The organism is Reyranella sp. (assembly GCF_030651995.1).
In the GTDB taxonomy this organism is placed as follows: domain Bacteria; phylum Pseudomonadota; class Alphaproteobacteria; order Reyranellales; family Reyranellaceae; genus Reyranella.
Window position 1 is genome coordinate 18349 of record NZ_JAUSBN010000088.1, and the last position, 15445, is coordinate 33793.

General features: G+C 67.0%; 20 protein-coding genes. 13 read left to right on the forward strand and 7 right to left on the reverse strand.

Annotated features, from left to right (window positions below):
* Positions 1-8: 8 nt before the first annotated feature.
* The gene (metC, locus tag Q7V45_RS26515; RefSeq protein ID WP_304857507.1) at positions 9-1205 is read left to right on the forward strand and encodes a cystathionine beta-lyase; all 1197 of its coding nucleotides are present in this window, start codon (positions 9-11) and stop codon (positions 1203-1205) included.
* Between the two features lie 178 nt (positions 1206-1383).
* Here the strand turns inward: metC and Q7V45_RS26520 are convergent, their stop codons facing one another.
* The gene (locus tag Q7V45_RS26520; RefSeq protein ID WP_304857510.1) at positions 1384-1875 is read right to left on the reverse strand and encodes a Fur family transcriptional regulator; all 492 of its coding nucleotides are present in this window, start codon (positions 1873-1875) and stop codon (positions 1384-1386) included.
* A gap of 85 nt (positions 1876-1960) precedes the next feature.
* Between Q7V45_RS26520 and hisI the strand changes: the two genes are divergently transcribed.
* The 3 genes from hisI to Q7V45_RS26535 are packed head-to-tail and all read left to right on the forward strand — an operon-like array spanning position 1961 to position 4029.
* A complete protein-coding gene (hisI, locus tag Q7V45_RS26525) occupies positions 1961-2371 on the forward strand; it encodes a phosphoribosyl-AMP cyclohydrolase (RefSeq protein WP_304857513.1) in 411 nt (136 codons plus the stop codon).
* Positions 2368-2841, forward strand: coding sequence for a hypothetical protein (locus tag Q7V45_RS26530; RefSeq protein WP_304857515.1), 474 nt, complete (start codon positions 2368-2370; stop codon positions 2839-2841). Before hisI ends, Q7V45_RS26530 begins: the two co-directional genes overlap by 4 nt.
* 15 nt (positions 2842-2856) lie before the next feature.
* Positions 2857-4029: an MFS transporter gene (locus tag Q7V45_RS26535; protein ID WP_304857517.1), complete on the forward strand. Its 1173-nt coding sequence runs from the start codon at positions 2857-2859 to the stop codon at positions 4027-4029.
* A 3-nt stretch (positions 4030-4032) separates the two neighbouring features.
* Here Q7V45_RS26535 and Q7V45_RS26540 read toward each other — a convergent pair whose 3' ends face one another.
* Complete coding sequence (locus tag Q7V45_RS26540) at positions 4033-5556, reverse strand: M81 family metallopeptidase (protein ID WP_304857519.1); 1524 nt, start codon at positions 5554-5556, stop codon at positions 4033-4035.
* A gap of 89 nt (positions 5557-5645) precedes the next feature.
* Between Q7V45_RS26540 and Q7V45_RS26545 the strand changes: the two genes are divergently transcribed.
* Positions 5646-6026: a hypothetical protein gene (locus Q7V45_RS26545; RefSeq protein ID WP_304857522.1), complete on the forward strand. Its 381-nt coding sequence runs from the start codon at positions 5646-5648 to the stop codon at positions 6024-6026.
* A gap of 84 nt (positions 6027-6110) precedes the next feature.
* On the opposite strand, the gene Q7V45_RS26550 is transcribed toward Q7V45_RS26545, so the two are convergent.
* Positions 6111-6998: an NAD(P)-dependent oxidoreductase gene (locus Q7V45_RS26550; protein WP_304857525.1), complete on the reverse strand. Its 888-nt coding sequence runs from the start codon at positions 6996-6998 to the stop codon at positions 6111-6113.
* Between the two features lies 1 nt (position 6999).
* Complete coding sequence (locus Q7V45_RS26555; protein ID WP_304857528.1) at positions 7000-7329, reverse strand: DHCW motif cupin fold protein; 330 nt, start codon at positions 7327-7329, stop codon at positions 7000-7002.
* A gap of 51 nt (positions 7330-7380) precedes the next feature.
* On the opposite strand from Q7V45_RS26555, the gene mdcA reads away from it, so the two are divergent.
* The 6 genes from mdcA to mdcB are packed head-to-tail and all read left to right on the forward strand — an operon-like array spanning position 7381 to position 12446.
* Positions 7381-9030, forward strand: a complete 1650-nt coding sequence (gene mdcA, locus Q7V45_RS26560; protein ID WP_304857532.1) for a malonate decarboxylase subunit alpha — start codon at positions 7381-7383, stop codon at positions 9028-9030.
* A gap of 11 nt (positions 9031-9041) precedes the next feature.
* On the forward strand, positions 9042-9365 hold the full coding sequence (mdcC, locus tag Q7V45_RS26565; protein WP_304857535.1) for a malonate decarboxylase acyl carrier protein: 324 nt from the start codon (positions 9042-9044) through the stop codon (positions 9363-9365).
* Entirely contained in the window at positions 9362-10240 is an 879-nt protein-coding gene (locus tag Q7V45_RS26570) for a biotin-independent malonate decarboxylase subunit beta (protein WP_304857538.1), read from the forward strand. The genes mdcC and Q7V45_RS26570 overlap by 4 nt, the downstream gene beginning before the upstream one ends.
* A 3-nt stretch (positions 10241-10243) precedes the next feature.
* On the forward strand, positions 10244-10984 hold the full coding sequence (locus Q7V45_RS26575; RefSeq protein WP_304857542.1) for a biotin-independent malonate decarboxylase subunit gamma: 741 nt from the start codon (positions 10244-10246) through the stop codon (positions 10982-10984).
* A complete protein-coding gene (gene mdcG, locus Q7V45_RS26580) occupies positions 10981-11616 on the forward strand; it encodes a malonate decarboxylase holo-[acyl-carrier-protein] synthase (protein ID WP_304857545.1) in 636 nt (211 codons plus the stop codon). Before Q7V45_RS26575 ends, mdcG begins: the two co-directional genes overlap by 4 nt.
* On the forward strand, positions 11613-12446 hold the full coding sequence (gene mdcB / locus Q7V45_RS26585) for a triphosphoribosyl-dephospho-CoA synthase MdcB (protein ID WP_304857548.1): 834 nt from the start codon (positions 11613-11615) through the stop codon (positions 12444-12446). The genes mdcG and mdcB overlap by 4 nt, the downstream gene beginning before the upstream one ends.
* On the opposite strand, the gene Q7V45_RS26590 is transcribed toward mdcB, so the two are convergent.
* Complete coding sequence (locus tag Q7V45_RS26590) at positions 12443-13066, reverse strand: HAD-IA family hydrolase (RefSeq protein WP_304857551.1); 624 nt, start codon at positions 13064-13066, stop codon at positions 12443-12445. The genes mdcB and Q7V45_RS26590 overlap by 4 nt on opposite strands.
* An 8-nt stretch (positions 13067-13074) precedes the next feature.
* Here Q7V45_RS26590 and Q7V45_RS26595 point away from each other — a divergent pair, with 8 nt between their 5' ends.
* Positions 13075-13665, forward strand: coding sequence for a GNAT family N-acetyltransferase (locus Q7V45_RS26595; RefSeq protein ID WP_304857553.1), 591 nt, complete (start codon positions 13075-13077; stop codon positions 13663-13665).
* A 12-nt stretch (positions 13666-13677) separates the two neighbouring features.
* Here the strand turns inward: Q7V45_RS26595 and Q7V45_RS26600 are convergent, their stop codons facing one another.
* Positions 13678-14298 (reverse strand): TetR/AcrR family transcriptional regulator, encoded by a 621-nt coding sequence (locus Q7V45_RS26600; protein WP_304857556.1) that lies wholly within the window; start codon positions 14296-14298, stop codon positions 13678-13680.
* Between the two features lie 112 nt (positions 14299-14410).
* Between Q7V45_RS26600 and Q7V45_RS26605 the strand changes: the two genes are divergently transcribed.
* A complete protein-coding gene (locus tag Q7V45_RS26605; RefSeq protein ID WP_304857559.1) occupies positions 14411-15037 on the forward strand; it encodes a LysE family translocator in 627 nt (208 codons plus the stop codon).
* A gap of 3 nt (positions 15038-15040) precedes the next feature.
* On the opposite strand, the gene Q7V45_RS26610 is transcribed toward Q7V45_RS26605, so the two are convergent.
* Positions 15041-15445: biopolymer transporter ExbD (locus Q7V45_RS26610; protein ID WP_304857562.1), on the reverse strand; the 405-nt coding region annotated here is incomplete at its 5' end.

The window sequence follows — 15445 nt, forward strand, 5'->3', positions numbered from 1 at the left end:
GTTGAGTCATGACCTCCAAGAAAACCTATACCCGCCCCGACACCGTCTTGGCCGTCTCCGGCCGCGATCCCGACAACAACTTCGGCATCGTCAATCCGCCCGTCTATCACGCGTCGACGATCCTCTCGCCGACGATGGACAAGTTCGAGAACCGCATCCCGTTCGAGGGCTTCGGCTACGGCCGCAACGGCACGCCGACGCAGAAGGCGCTTGAAGACGCCGTCGCCGCCATCGAGGGCGCGCACCGCTCCATTGCCGTCCAGTCGGGCCTGGCCGCCGTCACCGGCGCCATCGTGGGCTTCCTGAAGACCGGCGACCACATGCTGGTGACCGACAATGCCTACGGTCCGGCCCGCCGCTTCGCCAACACGACGCTGAAGGGCTTCGGCGTCGAGACCACCTACTTCGACCCGATGATCGGCGCCGAGGGTATCGCCAAGCTGATGCGGCCGAACACCAAGGTCCTCTATCTCGAAGCGCCGGGCTCGCAGACCTTCGAGGTTCAGGACGTGGACGGCATGGCCGCGGTCGCCAAGAAGGCCGGCGCGGCGGTCATGATCGACAATACCTGGGCGACGCCGCTCTACTTCAAGCCGTTCGACCATGGCTGCGACATCTCCATCCACGCTGGTACCAAGTACATCGTCGGCCACTCGGACGCGATGATGGGCATCATCTCCTGTGCCACCCGCGAGATGTTCGAGACGGCGAAGACCGCTTGCCAGTCGTTCGGCTTCCACGCCGCGCCCGACGATTGCTATCTCGCGTTGCGCGGCCTTCGCACCATGGGCGTGCGCCTGCGCCATCACGAGAAGAGCGGCCTCGAGATCGCGAACTGGCTGAAGACCCGGCCCGAGGTCGACAAGGTGCTGCACCCCGCCCTGCCCGACTGCCCCGGCCACGAGAACTGGAAGAAGCAGTTCCAGGGCTCCTCGGGCCTCTTCTCGTTCACGCTGCGCGACGGCATCAAGCGTCCCGCGGTGGCGGCGATGCTCGACGGCATGGACATCTTCGGCATGGGCGCGAGCTGGGGCGGCTACGAGAGCCTGATGATCCCCGCGCACCCGGATCAGTACCGCACCGCCGTGCCGTGGCCCGAGGGCAAGCAACTGCTGCGCATCCATATCGGGCTGGAAGACGTGGAGGACCTGAAGACCGACCTGGCCGAAGGCTTCGAGCGCCTCAACCGGGCGCATAACGCCTGATCAACGACCCTAACGGGCTGCGTCAACGCGAGCATCACACACAGACCTCACGCTGAGGAGGCCGCAGAGCGGCCGTCTCGAAGCGTGGGCACACGCACCGTGCTTGTCGCCCATCCTTCGAGGCGAAGCGCTGCGCGCGTCTCCTCAGGACGAGGTGGTACGATGAAGTCGAAAAACCCTAAGCGGCGCCCCGGCACTCGCCGCAGATGCCGGTCACTTCCAGCGTCATGTCGCGCGCGGTGAAGCCGCGCCGGGTGGCGCTGGCGGAGATGGCTTGGGACAGGCCGTCGCCCTCGATCTCCTCGGCATTGCCGCACTCGCTGCAGATCAGGAAGAAGCCGCGATGGACCTCGCCCGGGTGGCTGCAGCCGACGAAGGCGTTCATGCGCTCGATGCGGTGGATCAGGCCGTTCTCGATCAGGAAGTCGAGCGCGCGATAGACCGTCGGTGGCGCCGAGCCGAGGTCCTCGTTGCGCAGGCTGTCGAGCAGCGCATAGGCGCCGACCGGCTTGTGGCTCGACCAGACGAGTTCCAGCACCCGGCGGCGCAGGGGGGTAAATCGCAAGTCCTTGGCCGCGCACAGTTTCTCGGCCGCGGCGATCGCGTCCTCGACGCAGTGCTCGTGATCGTGGGCATGCCCGGTGGGCGCCGCTTTGGCCGGTTTTTTCAAGGGACTTCCGATTTGCCAACCGAAGAGGTGGCTATTATACGCGCCGTTCCTTCCGGAGGCCAAGGCTCGCCCCATGAGCACATTGATGTCCCCAACGACCTACAAACAGCCCGAAATCGACACAGCCCTCGCCGTCATCAAGTTCGATGCCCAGGGCCTCGTGCCGGCCATCGCCCAGCAGCACGACACCGGCGAAGTACTCATGATGGCCTGGATGGATCGCAATGCCGTGGCCGAGACGATGCGCACAGGCCGCGCATGCTACTGGTCGCGCTCGCGCAAAGGCCCGTGGCGCAAGGGCGACACGTCCGGGCACATCCAGACCCTGGTCGAACTGCGCATCGACTGCGACGGCGACACGCTGCTGGCACTCGTCGACCAGACCGGTGTCGCCTGCCACACCGGGCGCCACAACTGCTTCTTCCGCGCGATGCGCGGCGGCGTGCTCTCGGAAATCGCCCCCATCGAGATCGACATGGACAAGGAAACGGCTTGAGCACCCTCGCATCGACGCGCCGCGGCTTCCTTCTCTCAGCCACTCTCCTGCCGCTGGCCGCCTGCGCCACGACGCCCTCGCCCAGGCACACGCTCTCGCCGCGCGGCGACCGTCTGGTCGCGCTGATCCAGAGGACCGGCCGGGACAACATGACGGCGCCCGAGGCGTTGGCGCTGATGGGCATCACCAACCAGGGCCGCGACATTCCGGTGCGCCAGCTGGCCGACGACGGGCCCGACGGCCGCTACGTCGTGAACCTGGTGAACATCCGCCAGTATCACGAGTTCGTCTTCCAGCGCCGCCAGGGCGACGTGCTGATCCTCCATTCCGCCGACACGGCCTTCAAGCGACTGGTGAGCGTGCGCTACGCGCGTAACGGCAAGCCGACGGTGACCGCCGACACCGCCTTCGCCGAGCGTGACTACCAGCAGCAGACCGCCTTTTGGTTCGACCGGATACCGGGTCGCTAGTATTGTGACGGTGAGATGACAATCACCGTCTCGTCGCCCGCCACAGCCCGCCGCACCCTCACCGTCTGCGGTGGCGCGCATGCCCTGCACGACGGCTTCACCGACCTGCTGAACGTCCTCTACCCGTTGCTGCAGTCCCAGTTCGGATTGAGTTACGGTGCCATCGGCGCGCTCAAGACCTGCTATTCCGGCGCCATGGCCACCGGCCAGATTCCGTCGGGCCATCTGGCCGAACGCTTCGGCGGTGTCCGAATCCTGGCCATTGGAACGATGCTGATCGCCGCCGGCTACTGCCTCGCGGGGCTCAGCGGCTCGCTCTACGGCGTCATTGCCGGACTGCTCCTCGCCGGCCTGGGCGCCAGCACGCAGCATCCCATCGGCTCCAGCCTCGTCGCGGCCGCCTATCGCGGCCCGCGTTCCCGCACCGCGCTCGGCACCTACAATTTCACCGGCGACGTCGGCAAGGTCCTGCTGCCGGCATTGTTCGCGCTGATCGCCGCCGCGCTCGGATGGCAGCAGGCGCTGGTTATCATGGCCGCCCTCGCCGTGCTCGGCGCCGGTATCATCCTGGCCTCGCTGAAACCGATCGTTACGCACGGCACGGCAGAACCGTCGAAGGCGGTCGCCGGACAGGACCGCCCCTGGGCCTACTGGCTGCTCTTCTCCATCCACATCGCCGACGATCTGGTGCGGACCGGCTTCCTGATCTTTCTGCCCTTCCTGCTGCGCGACAAGGGCGCGGACTTGCCGACCATCGGCCTTGGCCTCTCGCTGATGTTCGCGGGCGGCGCCGCCGGCAAGCTGGTGATGGGCTGGGTCGGCGAAAAGCTCGGCGTCGTGCCCTCGGTCGTTCTGACCGAAGTCGCTACGACCCTTCTCATTCTGGCAGCCCTGCCGCTGTCGCTCGACTACGCGCTGCTGCTGCTGCCGGCCGTCGGGCTGATGCTGAACGGCACCTCGTCGGTCCTCTACGGCACCGTCCCCGAATTCGTGAGGCCGGAACGGCGCACCAAGGCCTTCGCGGTCTTCTACACCGGCGGTTCGGTCGCGAGCGCAACCGGACCGCTGCTCTTCGGCCTGCTCGGCGACCAGACGGGACTGACGACGGCCCTTGTCGTCGTGTCCTGCGTGGCCCTCACGACGGTACCCATGGTCTGGGCATTGCGGCCCGCCTTCGCCGACGACTGACGCTCAGCCGCCGTGCACCGGGCCCATCGGCTTCAGGCGGATGCCCTTGCGCAGGTGTTTGTACGGCATCTCCATCGGATCGGTGATGTGCGCACCGGGCGACTGCACCACCAGGATCGTCTCGGCGATCGGCTGGAAGTCGGCACGGAAATGAACGGTCGACTTCAGGGCCAGGATCGGCACTTCCGATGGCTCGACGCCGACGGCGCGGAACATCTCCTGGTCGGCCGCCTGAACGCGCTTGCAGGCGACAACGGCCGACACGCCCGAGGCCTCGTCGGTCAAGAGCGCCATCGGACCGATCTGGAACTTCGCGCCACCATAGAACGGGCCGGTGCCGGTGAAGACCCCGTCGCTCAGCTTGACCACGCGCCAGTCCGCTTCGACCGGCTTCTCGCCGCCATAGCCCACCACGGCGCCGATGCCGCGATGCATGACGTTGCCCTCGCCGGTCTCGACGGCAGCCCTGGCCGCGCCCTCGTCGACGATCATGCCGATCACGGCTCCCTTCGCCTTGTGGCGCATCAGGGCCGCCAGCAGGCCGATCGTGTCCGAGGTGCCGCCGGCACCGGGATTGTCCTGTACGTCGGCCAGCACGATCGGCTTCGTCGCGTTCCTGGACAGTTCGATGGCGCGAAGCGCGGCCTGGTCCGGATCGAGCAGTTCTCCATCAAACGCCTTCTCCTGGGCCTTCACCGTGGCGGCGAGCTTGTCGGCGGCCGCCTCGACCGCCTCCCGGTCGTGGCCGTAGACGACCAGCGCCGGGCCGCACTGTGCGATGTCGGCCGGCGGGAAGCCCGGCGTGTGCGTCACGCTGACGATGCCCTGGTTATGGCTCTTCTCGCCGGCCTCGAGCTCGCCCACGAGGTCGAAGATGCCCTTGGCCGGCTCGATGAAGGTGCACTGCCAGACCAGCGGGATCAGGAAGTCGAGCTGGCGGTAAGCGCGGTAGACCGGACGCTTCTCGCGCAGCAGCTTGTCGAGGAGCTCGATCGCGCGGCTGCCGGTCACCGCCATGTCGATATGCGGATAGGTGCGATAGCCGACCAGGGCCGTGGCGAGTTGCGCCATCTCGGGCGTCAGGTTGGCGTGATAGTCGAGGCTGGCGACGATCGGCAGCTCGTCGCCCACGATGCCGCGAATCCGGCGCAGCAGCTCGCCCTCGCCGTCCTCGGTATTCTCCGCGACCATGGCGCCGTGCAGGTCGAGATAGACCGCGTCGAACGGACCGTGCTTCTTCAGGTCCTCGTCGAACAGCGCCCACATCTTCTCGTAGGCGTCCTCGGTGACATAGGAAGCCGGCGCCGCGGCGGCCCAGGCCAGCGGCACGATCTCGTGCCCCAGTTCCGTAAGCTTCCTGATCGCCCCGGCGATCGGGATGTTGAAACCCTCGACCCCGGCGATCATCTCCGGCCCGCGCAGCAGCGGCGGCCAGGCATCGGCCCGCACGAACTCCTCCCAGGTCGCCTGCTGGGGCGCGAACGTGTTCGTCTCATGCTGAAATCCGCCAACCGCGATACGCGCCATTCCATGTCTCCCCGAAGCCATCCATCCAGGCTGCGGACAGTATTACGCATGTGAGGCAGCGAATGCGAGATGCCCGCGTTGGGATTGCCATGAGCAGTCTGTCCTGCCCAGCCTTCGTCAAGAATTTTCCGCAAGGCCACATCGTGGCTGCAGTGGCCGTCGACGTCGGAGCAGACGAGATAGGAAGCCGACGGCTGCGCGGTCTACGTGACCTGCTTCACCGCGTTAACGGCCGTATGGCGTCGAAGGGTGCCTTCGCGCTGACGGTCTCGCGGGCCGCAGGCTTTCCCGAAATCCTGTGCGCTTTCGAAGCCCAAGCCGACGCCGACGCTCTTGCAGAGCTGGGCCACGCCGAGTCCACCGACCGGTATCCCGGCTTCGCGACCCAGCGCGTGTTCAGGCTCGATGCCACGTTGGAGGCCTCTCTGCAGGCCAGTCTGCTGACCGACGGGAACATCGACAGGCGCTGAGCCAGGCATCGAACGACGCAACCCGATTCCCGTCTCGCCGCCATCTGCGTACGAGACAAGCGATATCAGATGACCCGGTAGCGACTACACCTTGCCGGTCGCGTCCGCGATGGCCTTGAGCAGGACCGGCCAGTATTCCTCGCCATGTCCCAGTTCGACGGCGCGCTCCATGACCTCGCGAGCCACGTCGGCGCCGAGGGCCGGCACACCCGCCTGCTCGGCCATGTCGATGGCGTAGCTCAAGTCCTTGAGTGCGTACCTGGTCGAGAAGGCGCGCTCGGGAAAGACGCCCGGCAGCAACGCCTTCATGCCGTGATTGCGCAGCGCGAAGGAATCGGCCGAGCCCTTGGTGAGCGTCTCGAACAGCACCTTGCCGTCAACGCCGTTCGCGCGCGCGATCGACAGGCCCTCCGCCAGCGCCACCACGGTCTGAAACAGGATCATGTTGTTCAGGATCTTCACCGTCTGGCCGGCGCCGACGTCACCGCAATGCGTGACCTCGCTCGCCATGTGGCGCAGGAGCGGTGCGATGCGCTCGAACGTGGGCGTGGTGGCTCCCACCATGATCGAGAGCGTGCCGTCGATCGCGGCCTGTCGCGTACGCGCGACCGGTGCGTCGGCGAAGGCCGAGGCCTTGCCCTGGAATTCCTCGTACAGACGCCGCGCCAGGATGGGTGGCGCGGTGCTGAGATCGACCACGTTCCAGCCGAGCCTGGCCTTCGAGACCAGGCCGTTGGTGCCCAGGCAGACTTCCTCGACCTCCCTGCCGCCCGGCAGCGACAGGAAGATGGTGCGGCAGCTTTCGCCGATCTCGTCGACAGACGCCGCCTTCACGCCGTCGACCGCCAGCCTCTCGAGAGGCGCCGTGTCGCGATCGGCCGCGAGCACGGTCATGCCGCTCTTGCGCGCGAGATTGCGGCACATCGGTTCGCCCATGGTGCCGACGCCGATAAATCCGATCATGTCCGTCATGTCAGTCCACTATGAAGAGTTTGGCGCCCGATTCCGTCCGCGACCGATGGCCGAGCGTATTGTCGGCAACCTGGTAGCTCTGGCCCTGCTTCAGCACAACCGTGCGGCCGTCCGCCAGCTCGGTCGACAATTCTCCCTCCAGCACCAGGAGAATGTGGCCCTTCTGGCACCAGTGATCGGCGAGATAGCCTGGCGTGTACTCGACCATCCGCACGCGCATGTTGTTGAAGGTCCGGGTGCGCCAGAACGCCTTGCCGGTTTCGCCCGGATGCTCCGTGCGTTCGACGCTTTCCCAATCGGTCGTCCCGAAGGGTATTTCAAACATCAGCATGGTTTGCTCTAGCACATTGACCGGCTAGGACGGATATACGAAATAGACACCATGATAACTGCAAAAACGACGAAGCGCCGCCAGAACAAGGCCGAACGCATCGCGCGGGTCGGCAAGCTGGCCCGCGGCAAGTTCGTGGCCCCGGGGAAAGTTCCGGACGTCCTGCGCCGCATCATCGAGCCCGGCGACATCCTCTGCCTCGAAGGCGACAACCAGAAGCAGGCGGACTTTCTCGCCAACCAGCTGGCCACGCTCGAGAAGAAGGATCTGCGCGACATCCACCTGGTGATGTCCTGCATCACGCTTCCGGCTCATATCGAGCTCTTCAAGAAGGGCATGATCAAGCAGGTCGACTTCTGCTACGCCGGACCGCAGGGCACCGCCGTCGCCGATCTCGTGAAGGCGAAGAAGTTCCCGGTCGGCGCCATCCACACCTACAACGAGCTGTACGCGCGCTACTACATCGACCTCACGCCGCGCGTCGCGTTGATCGCCGCGGCCCAGGCCGATCGCAAGGGCAACCTGTTCCTCGCCGCCAACACCGAGGAGACGCCCGCGATCGTCGAGCCGACCGCCTTCTCCGACGGCATCGTCTTCGCGCAGGTCAACGAGATCGTCGACAAGCTGCCGCGCATCGACATTCCGGCGGACCAGGTCGACTTCGTCGTCCAGGCCCCCTACCCGATGCACCTGCAGGCGCTGTTCACGCGCGACCCGGCCGCCATCACCGACGTTCAGGTGCTGATGGCCATGGTGGCGCTGCGCGGGATCTACGAGAAGTACGAAGTGCAGTCGCTGAACCACGGCGTCGGCTTCAACACCGCCGCCATCGAGCTGCTCTTGCCGACCTACGGCGAGCGTCTCGGCCTTAAGGGCAAGATCTGCAAGTACTGGATGGTGAACCCGCTGCCGACCATGATCCCGGCGATCGAGTCGGGCTGGGTCGAAAGCGTCTTCGCCGTCGGCGGCGAGGTCGGCATGGAGCGCTATACCGCTGCGCGTTCCGACGTGTTCTTCACCGGGCGCGACGGCAGCTTCCATTCCAACCGCGCGATGGGCCAGCTGGCCGGTCACTACGCCCTCGACATGTTCATCGGCGCATCGCTGCAGATCGACATCAACGGCAACTCCTCGACCGTCTCGAAGAACCGCATCACCGGCTTCGGCGGTGCGCCCAACATGGGCTGCCAGCCGACCGGCCGCCGCCATCCGACGAAGGCCTGGCTCAAGGCCGGCGCAGAAGCCAATCCCGGCCCCGGCTCGCCGCCCGGCCGCAAGCTCGTCGTCCAGATGGTCGAGACCTTCCAGGCCGGCCGCGTGCCGACCTTCGTCGAGGAACTCGACGCCACGGACCCTAGCATCCGCAAGGCCCTGCACGGCGTCACGCCCGTGATGATCTATGGCGATGACGTGACGCACGTCGTCACCGAGGAAGGCATCGCGAACCTCGCGGCCTGCCGCTCCGTCGCCGAACGCCAGGCGGCCATCCGCGCGGTCGCCGGCTACACGCCGGTCGGTCTCAAGCGCAAGAAGCGCGAGACCGAGGACCTGCGGGCCCGCGGCATCGTCCAGCTGCCCGAGGATGTCGGCGTGCGCCCGTCGGAGGCGAGCCGCAGCCTGCTGGCCACGCAGGACATCAAGGGCCTCGTGCGCTGGTCGAATGGGCTCTACGACCCGCCCTCGCAATTCGTCGACTGGTAGGACCCATCAGCATGGAAAAGTTCACCAAGTCTTTCCCGTCCAAGCCGCTCGGCGCCAAGACGGCGAAGCCGTGGGCGCTCGCGGGCGTCGTCGGCTCCGGCAATCTGGAAGTCCTTGTGGAGCGTGGCGGCAAGCCCTCCGATGCGATGGAGTGCCACGTCGAGACGTCGATCCCGGGATACAAAGCCTCTTGGCTCGCGGCCCTCGCCGACTTCGCCCATCATTATCCGGCCGGCGGCACGAAGGTCACGATCAACGACCAGGGCGCCCCGCCCGTGCTCGTCAATCTGCGCCTGCGCCAGGCCTACGACCATCTCACCAAGGGCGACAAATGACCGGCGCCATTCTTTTCCACGAACTGACCGCGCGCCAGCGCATCGCTGCCCTTGCCGACGCGGGCTCGTTCACCGAGCTGTTGCCGCCGCCCGAGCGCCTCACCAGCCCCTATCTTGCCCAGCTCGGCATCCCGGTGTCGTTCGACGACGGCCTGGTGATCGGCCACGCGCGGATCGGCGGCAAGAAGATCTATCTCGCGGCGCAGGTCGGCCAGTTCGTCGGCGGCGCCGTCGGCGAGATCCACGGCGCCAAGCTCACCGGCCTGTTCAAGGCCGCGGCGCGTGACAAGGTGCCCTGCGTCCTGGTCATCGAGAGCGGCGGCGTGCGGCTGCACGAAGGCTCCTCCGGCGAGATCGCGATCGCCGAGACGATGCGCGCGATCTTCGAGTGCCGCGCCTTGAAGGTCCCGACCATCGCCGTCATCGCCACCGACATCGGTGCCTTTGGCGGTATCGGCATCCTGTCCACCTGCTGCGACTTCCGCATCATGACCGAGCACGGACGACTGGGAATCTCCGGTCCGATCGTCATCGAGAAGTGGATGGGCAAGAAGGCCTATGATTCGGCCAACCGCGCCCTGGTCTGGAAGACGAGCGGCGGCAAGACCAAGTACCTGCTCGGCGATGCCGATGCTCTCGTGCACGACACCGCCGACGCCGTGCGGGACGGCATCTCGAAGTTCCTCGGCAAGTCGAGCGCCGTCAGCCTCACTTCCGTCAAGTCGCGCCAGAAGGAGCTGGAAAAGCGGCTCAAGAAGTTCGGCGCGACGAGCGACCCCAACGCCGTCTGGAAAAGCATGGGCGTGCGCGACATCGAAGCCGCGTCGCTGGCCTCGGGGCCGGAATTCGCGGCGCTCGCCAAGCGTGGGAAGTAGGTCATGAAGAAACCGACACCGAAGAAGCCGTCCGCCCGGGCCGTCCTGGCCCGCCTGTTCGGCGCCTCCGCCAAGGACATCGCCATCGAGAAGTCCGTGCTCACGGGCTACGCTGCGGTCGACGGCAAAAAGGTCTGCGTCATCGGCACTTGCGACGGCACCTACATCGACAATGGAGCCGCCCTGCACCTCGCCGCGCACGTGATCCAGTGCATCGAGCGCGCGCCGAAGACGCCGATCGTCATGCTGGTCGACAGCGCCGGCCAGGAGCCCAACCGCGTCGCCGAGATGCTGGGCCTCGCCAGCTATTTCGGCCATCTCCTAGCATGTCTGGAACTGGCGCGGCGCAAGGGCCACAAGCTCATCACCGTCGCGACCGGCCAGGCCGTGGGCGGCGCTTTCCTGTGCTACGGCATGTTCGCCGACCGCATCTACGCCCTGGACTCGGCCAGCGTCGGTCTGATGCCGATCGCGGCGATGTCGGCCGTGACGAAGATTCCAGCGGCCGTCCTCGAGAAGCTTTCGAAGACCATGCCCTCGCTGGAATTCGGCGCCGCACCGTTTGCGCTGCTGGGCGGCGTGGAGGAAGTCTGGTCGGCCAGCGACGACCTCCCGGCGAAGCTCGCCGCAGCCATCGCGGCCTCGTCGACCGAGGACAATCGCGCCGAGCTCGGCAAGAAACGTGGCGGCCGCAAGCTCGCCCTCGACATCCGAAAGAAGGTCCTCGCCGAATCGGCGCGATGACCGGCCTCCGGCGGCATACGCTGGTCTGGCTGTCGCAGGCCCCCGGGGCAGAGACCGCGGACGATCGCACCCGGGCGGCGATCTGGCATGCGGCCGGTCGCCCCTTCGTCGTGACGCGCCGCCGGAACGACGGCAACGAAATCGGCCTGGGGTTCTGCACCACCGATCCGACCCATCCGGAACTGCGGCCACGTCGCGTCGCGGCCCTGACCGACCCGGCTCACATCGTTCGCCACGCGCGGCCACCGCGCCTCGAGGAGATCGCGCGCTGTCCTGCCGCGATGTCACAGGCTCCTTCGTTTTCCCGTCTGATCTCCGCCGCAGCCCAGGCCGGCCATGACCTCCGTGTCTATGGAAGCTGGATGTGGCAGGCCTTGACCGGCGAACGGCATGTGCACGAGGCGTCCGACCTCGACGTGGTGATCGACGCCGCCGACCCGGACACCGCCCGGCGCACGGCCGGTTTCCTCGCGCGCACGGAGCAGGAGCTCGCCTTCCGCATCGACGGCGAGCTTTCCTTCCCCGGTCTCGGCGAGGTCCAGTGGCGCGAACTGCTGCAGGACCGGGACGAGGTCCTGCTGAAGTCGGTCGAATCGATGCAGCTCGTGTCGCGCACGCACCTCGCCCGATGAACCGCGATGACCAGGCGCTGGCGCGGGCCGCAGTGACGGCCCTGCGCGACGAGCTGCAGGCCTATCCCAAGCCCGGCCTCGTCAGTCCCGTCGATTCGGGCGCCCATGCCGACATGGATTTCGACCTGATGTGCCGGTCGGCCGATTCGCTGCTGCAGCCTTTCGCGTCCCTCGCCGCGGCAGGCCGTGTCGCCGGCTCGTTCGAGCAGACCCTCATGCCGCTCGGGATAGAGGCGGAGCACGGCATGCTGGCCGTCACGGGCGGGATCAACACCCATCGCGGCGCAATCTTCTCGCTCGGCCTGATGATCGCCGCCATCGCCCGCGCCCAGACGCTCCGGGCGTCCCCCTCGCCGGCCGCCGTCCGCGCGGTGCTCAGGGAAACCTGGGGCGCCGCGCTCGACGCGCATGCCGAACGCGACCATGAGGCCAGCCATGGCGGCCTCGTGCGGCGCAGGACCGGCCGCGACGGCGCCCGCCACGAGGCTGCCCGCGCCTTTCCCGCCGTGTTCGAGACGGGCCTCCCCGCCTATCACCAGGCGCGGGAGGCCGGCCTCGACGACAATGCGGCCGGTATCCAGACCCTGTTTGTCCTGATGTCGTCGATCGACGACACGACGGTGCTCTATCGTGGCGGGCTGGAGGCCCACTCGTTCGTGCGCCGGTCGGCGACGGACTTCCTCGCCGAGGGCGGCTGCCACCAGCCCGGCTGGTTCGAAAAGGCGGAAGCGCTGCACCGCGCCTTCATCGCGCGCAACCTGTCGGCCGGCGGCTGCGCCGACCTGCTGGCCTGCACGCTCCTCGTCTCACGCTGCTGCAGCGGCCCCTAACCCCAGCCCGCCAACGCTCGTTCGAGGCTCTCCGGACCGCGATAGAGCATGGCGCGCCAGCCGGCCATGCGGGCACCGTCGACGTTGCTCGTCTTGTCGTCGACGAACAGGATCGACTGGGCAACCGTGACTCCCATGCGGGCCTGGGCGTTGGTGTAGAACACGCGCTCGGGCTTGCAGACGCCCAACGCCGCCGAATAGACGATCTCGTCGAAATGCGCGCCGAGGCCGAGACGGTCGCGCAGGTACGCGATGCGGTGGTGCTCCTGGTTGGTCGCGGCATAGACCCGGCCGCCCGTGCGCCGACGCCAGGCATCGGCCTGCGCGAGGACGCCGCGATCGATATCGGCGTCCTTCTCGAACCAGTAGGCGATGAACTCCTCGAGCCGGTCGGCCAGGCCCTTGGTCTCGAAATACTCGTGCAGGGCCACGTAGAGATCGAGCCGGCCGCGCAGGACCTCCATGAATTCCGGTTTCAGGAAGAATTCCGGCGCCAGTTCCTCGTCATGGCTGAGGCCCCAGTCCTCCTTCAGGGTCGCGTACCACGGGTGTGGCGAGCCCGGCTGGGCGAGGGAAACGACGCCATCGATATCGAGGACGAGGACAGGGCTGGAACTCATGCGGGCCTATGTTACAGCACCCGCCGCCTCAAGGGGAAAGTCAGTTGCAGCTCATCGTTCCCGACCTCGCCCATCTCGACGGCTATGCCGATGCGCTCCGCCGCGGCTGGTCGCCCGACAACGTGCGGGTGGATGAGGCGCCGCGTGAGGAACTGGCGCGCATCGCGGCCGATCCGGCGGCGTTCGTGGCCTCGCTGGACGATCCCGAAGCCAAGGCCGGCCCGGTCACCCTGCCCGACGGAACGAAGGTCCCGCGAATGCCCGGCTACCGGCGCTGGATGTGGGACGGCGAATTCTGCGGCTCGATCGGGTTTCGCTGGCAGCCCGGGACGGCGGCGCTCCCCTCGTACGTGCTTGGCCATATCGGCTACGCCGTAGCTCCCTGGAAACGCCGTCGCGGCTACGCGACGCTGGCGCTCGGAATTCTCCTGAAGGAAATCCGCCGGCACGGGCTGCCGCATGTCGACCTGACGACTGATCCGGACAATCTGCCCTCGCAGAAGGTCATCACGGCCAATGGCGGCGTCCTCGTCGAGCGCTTCACCAAGGTCGCGGCGCATGGCGGTTCGGAAGCGCTGCTGTTCCGCATCACCCTCTGAACATCGGCCCGTTCAGGGTCGGGCGAAGCGCGCCACTGTTTCGGCCATCGCCGCCAAGGCGGCCAATCCCCGGGCCTTCAGGGCCCGGGAGGAGTCGCGGCCCCCGATCTCGCCTTCGAGCACGAGGATGATGAACCCGTGCATGGTGGCCCAGGCGAAATCGGCTGCCTGCTGGCGAACGTCATCCGATGCCTCCAGGAGCACATCGTCGAGTACTGCCGCCAGCAGGCGGCGGAGGCTCGCGGCGCCCTCGTCTCCCGCCTTGGCCTCGATGTGGTTGGCCTCTCGGCTGAACATGAGCTGGAAGAGCGTGGGATTGGCTGCGGCGAACGCCATGTAGCCCACGCCAAGACCGACCAGCCGCGCCGCCGGCTCGTCCTCCGCCACCCGCTCGGCTTCGGTCGTCATGGAGGCCGTCAGTTCCGCGAAGCCGCGGCGAACCAGTTCGGCCAGGAGATCGTCCATGGAGGCGAAATGGTGGGCGGGAGCGGCATGGGAAACTTCGGCGCGGCGGGCGCACTCGCGCAAAGTGAAGCCGCGAATGCCCTTTTCCTCGACCAGCTTGCGGCCCGACGCGACCAGCGCTTCGCGCAAGTCGCCATGATGATAGCCTCGCGCCTTGGAACGGGTCATTCAGCCTCCAGCAAGATCAAATACCTCGCAATCTTGACGTTGGAAAGAGGCCAAATTTCGGCTGACGCTTTCGTTTGGGCGTGGCTTGATCGGAGAAATCCACGAGGAATTCATGTCATTCGAAACCTGGCTCGCCTTCGCTGCAGCGTCGAGCGTTCTTCTGGTGATCCCCGGCCCGACCGTCCTGCTGGTCGTGTCCTATGCGCTCGGCCAGGGCTGGCGAACTGCGCTGCCGATGTCGGTCGGCGTGGCGCTAGGCGACTTCACCGCCATGACCCTCTCGATGCTGGGCCTCGGCGCGCTGCTGGCGACCTCGGCCACGCTGTTCACGGTCCTGAAATGGGTCGGCGCCGCCTACCTCGTCTATCTCGGCATCAGGCTGTGGCGCGCCGGCGGCACGCTTGACGCCGCCCCGCGGACCGACGCCGTTTCCGCCGCGAAAATGCTGGGGCATGCCTGGCTGGTGACGGCGCTGAACCCAAAGAGCATCACCTTCTTCGTGGCCTTCCTGCCTGCTTTCCTCGATCCCAAGGCGGACTTCCTCACGCAGATGCTGGTCTTCGAGACCACGTTCCTGGTGCTGGCCTTCGCCAATGCCTTCGGCTACGCGCTGGTCGCATCGCGGGCGCGGCGGCTGGCCTCCGATCCACGCGCCCTCGGCATCGTCAACAAGGTGGGTGGCGGCCTGCTGGTCGGCGCCGGCGTCGCCACGGTGAGCTTCGCCGGAACGCGGAGCTGACGCTTATTTGCGCGCCGGTTCGCTGACGAAGGCGATCTTGGAGAGGCCGCCCTTGGAGGCGTCGGCCAGGGTCTCCATGACGTAGCGGTAGGGCACGGTGGCGTCGGCGCGGAGATAGACCTCCGGCTGCGGCCGCTTGAGGCCGGCCTCGGCGAACTTCTCCATCGCCTCCTCCCGGGTCAGCCGCTCGCCGCCCCAGAACAGCGAGCCTTGGGCGTCGATCGCGAACTCGATCTTCTCGGGCTTCTGCAGGTCGGCGTTGGCCGTCGCCTTGGGCAGGTCGAGCTTCACCACGTTGGTCAGCAGCGGCGCCGTCACGATGAAGATGACCAGCAGCACCAGCACCACGTCGATCAGCGGCACCATGTTGATCTCGGCCATCGGCTGGGACGAGGTCTTGCGTTCGAA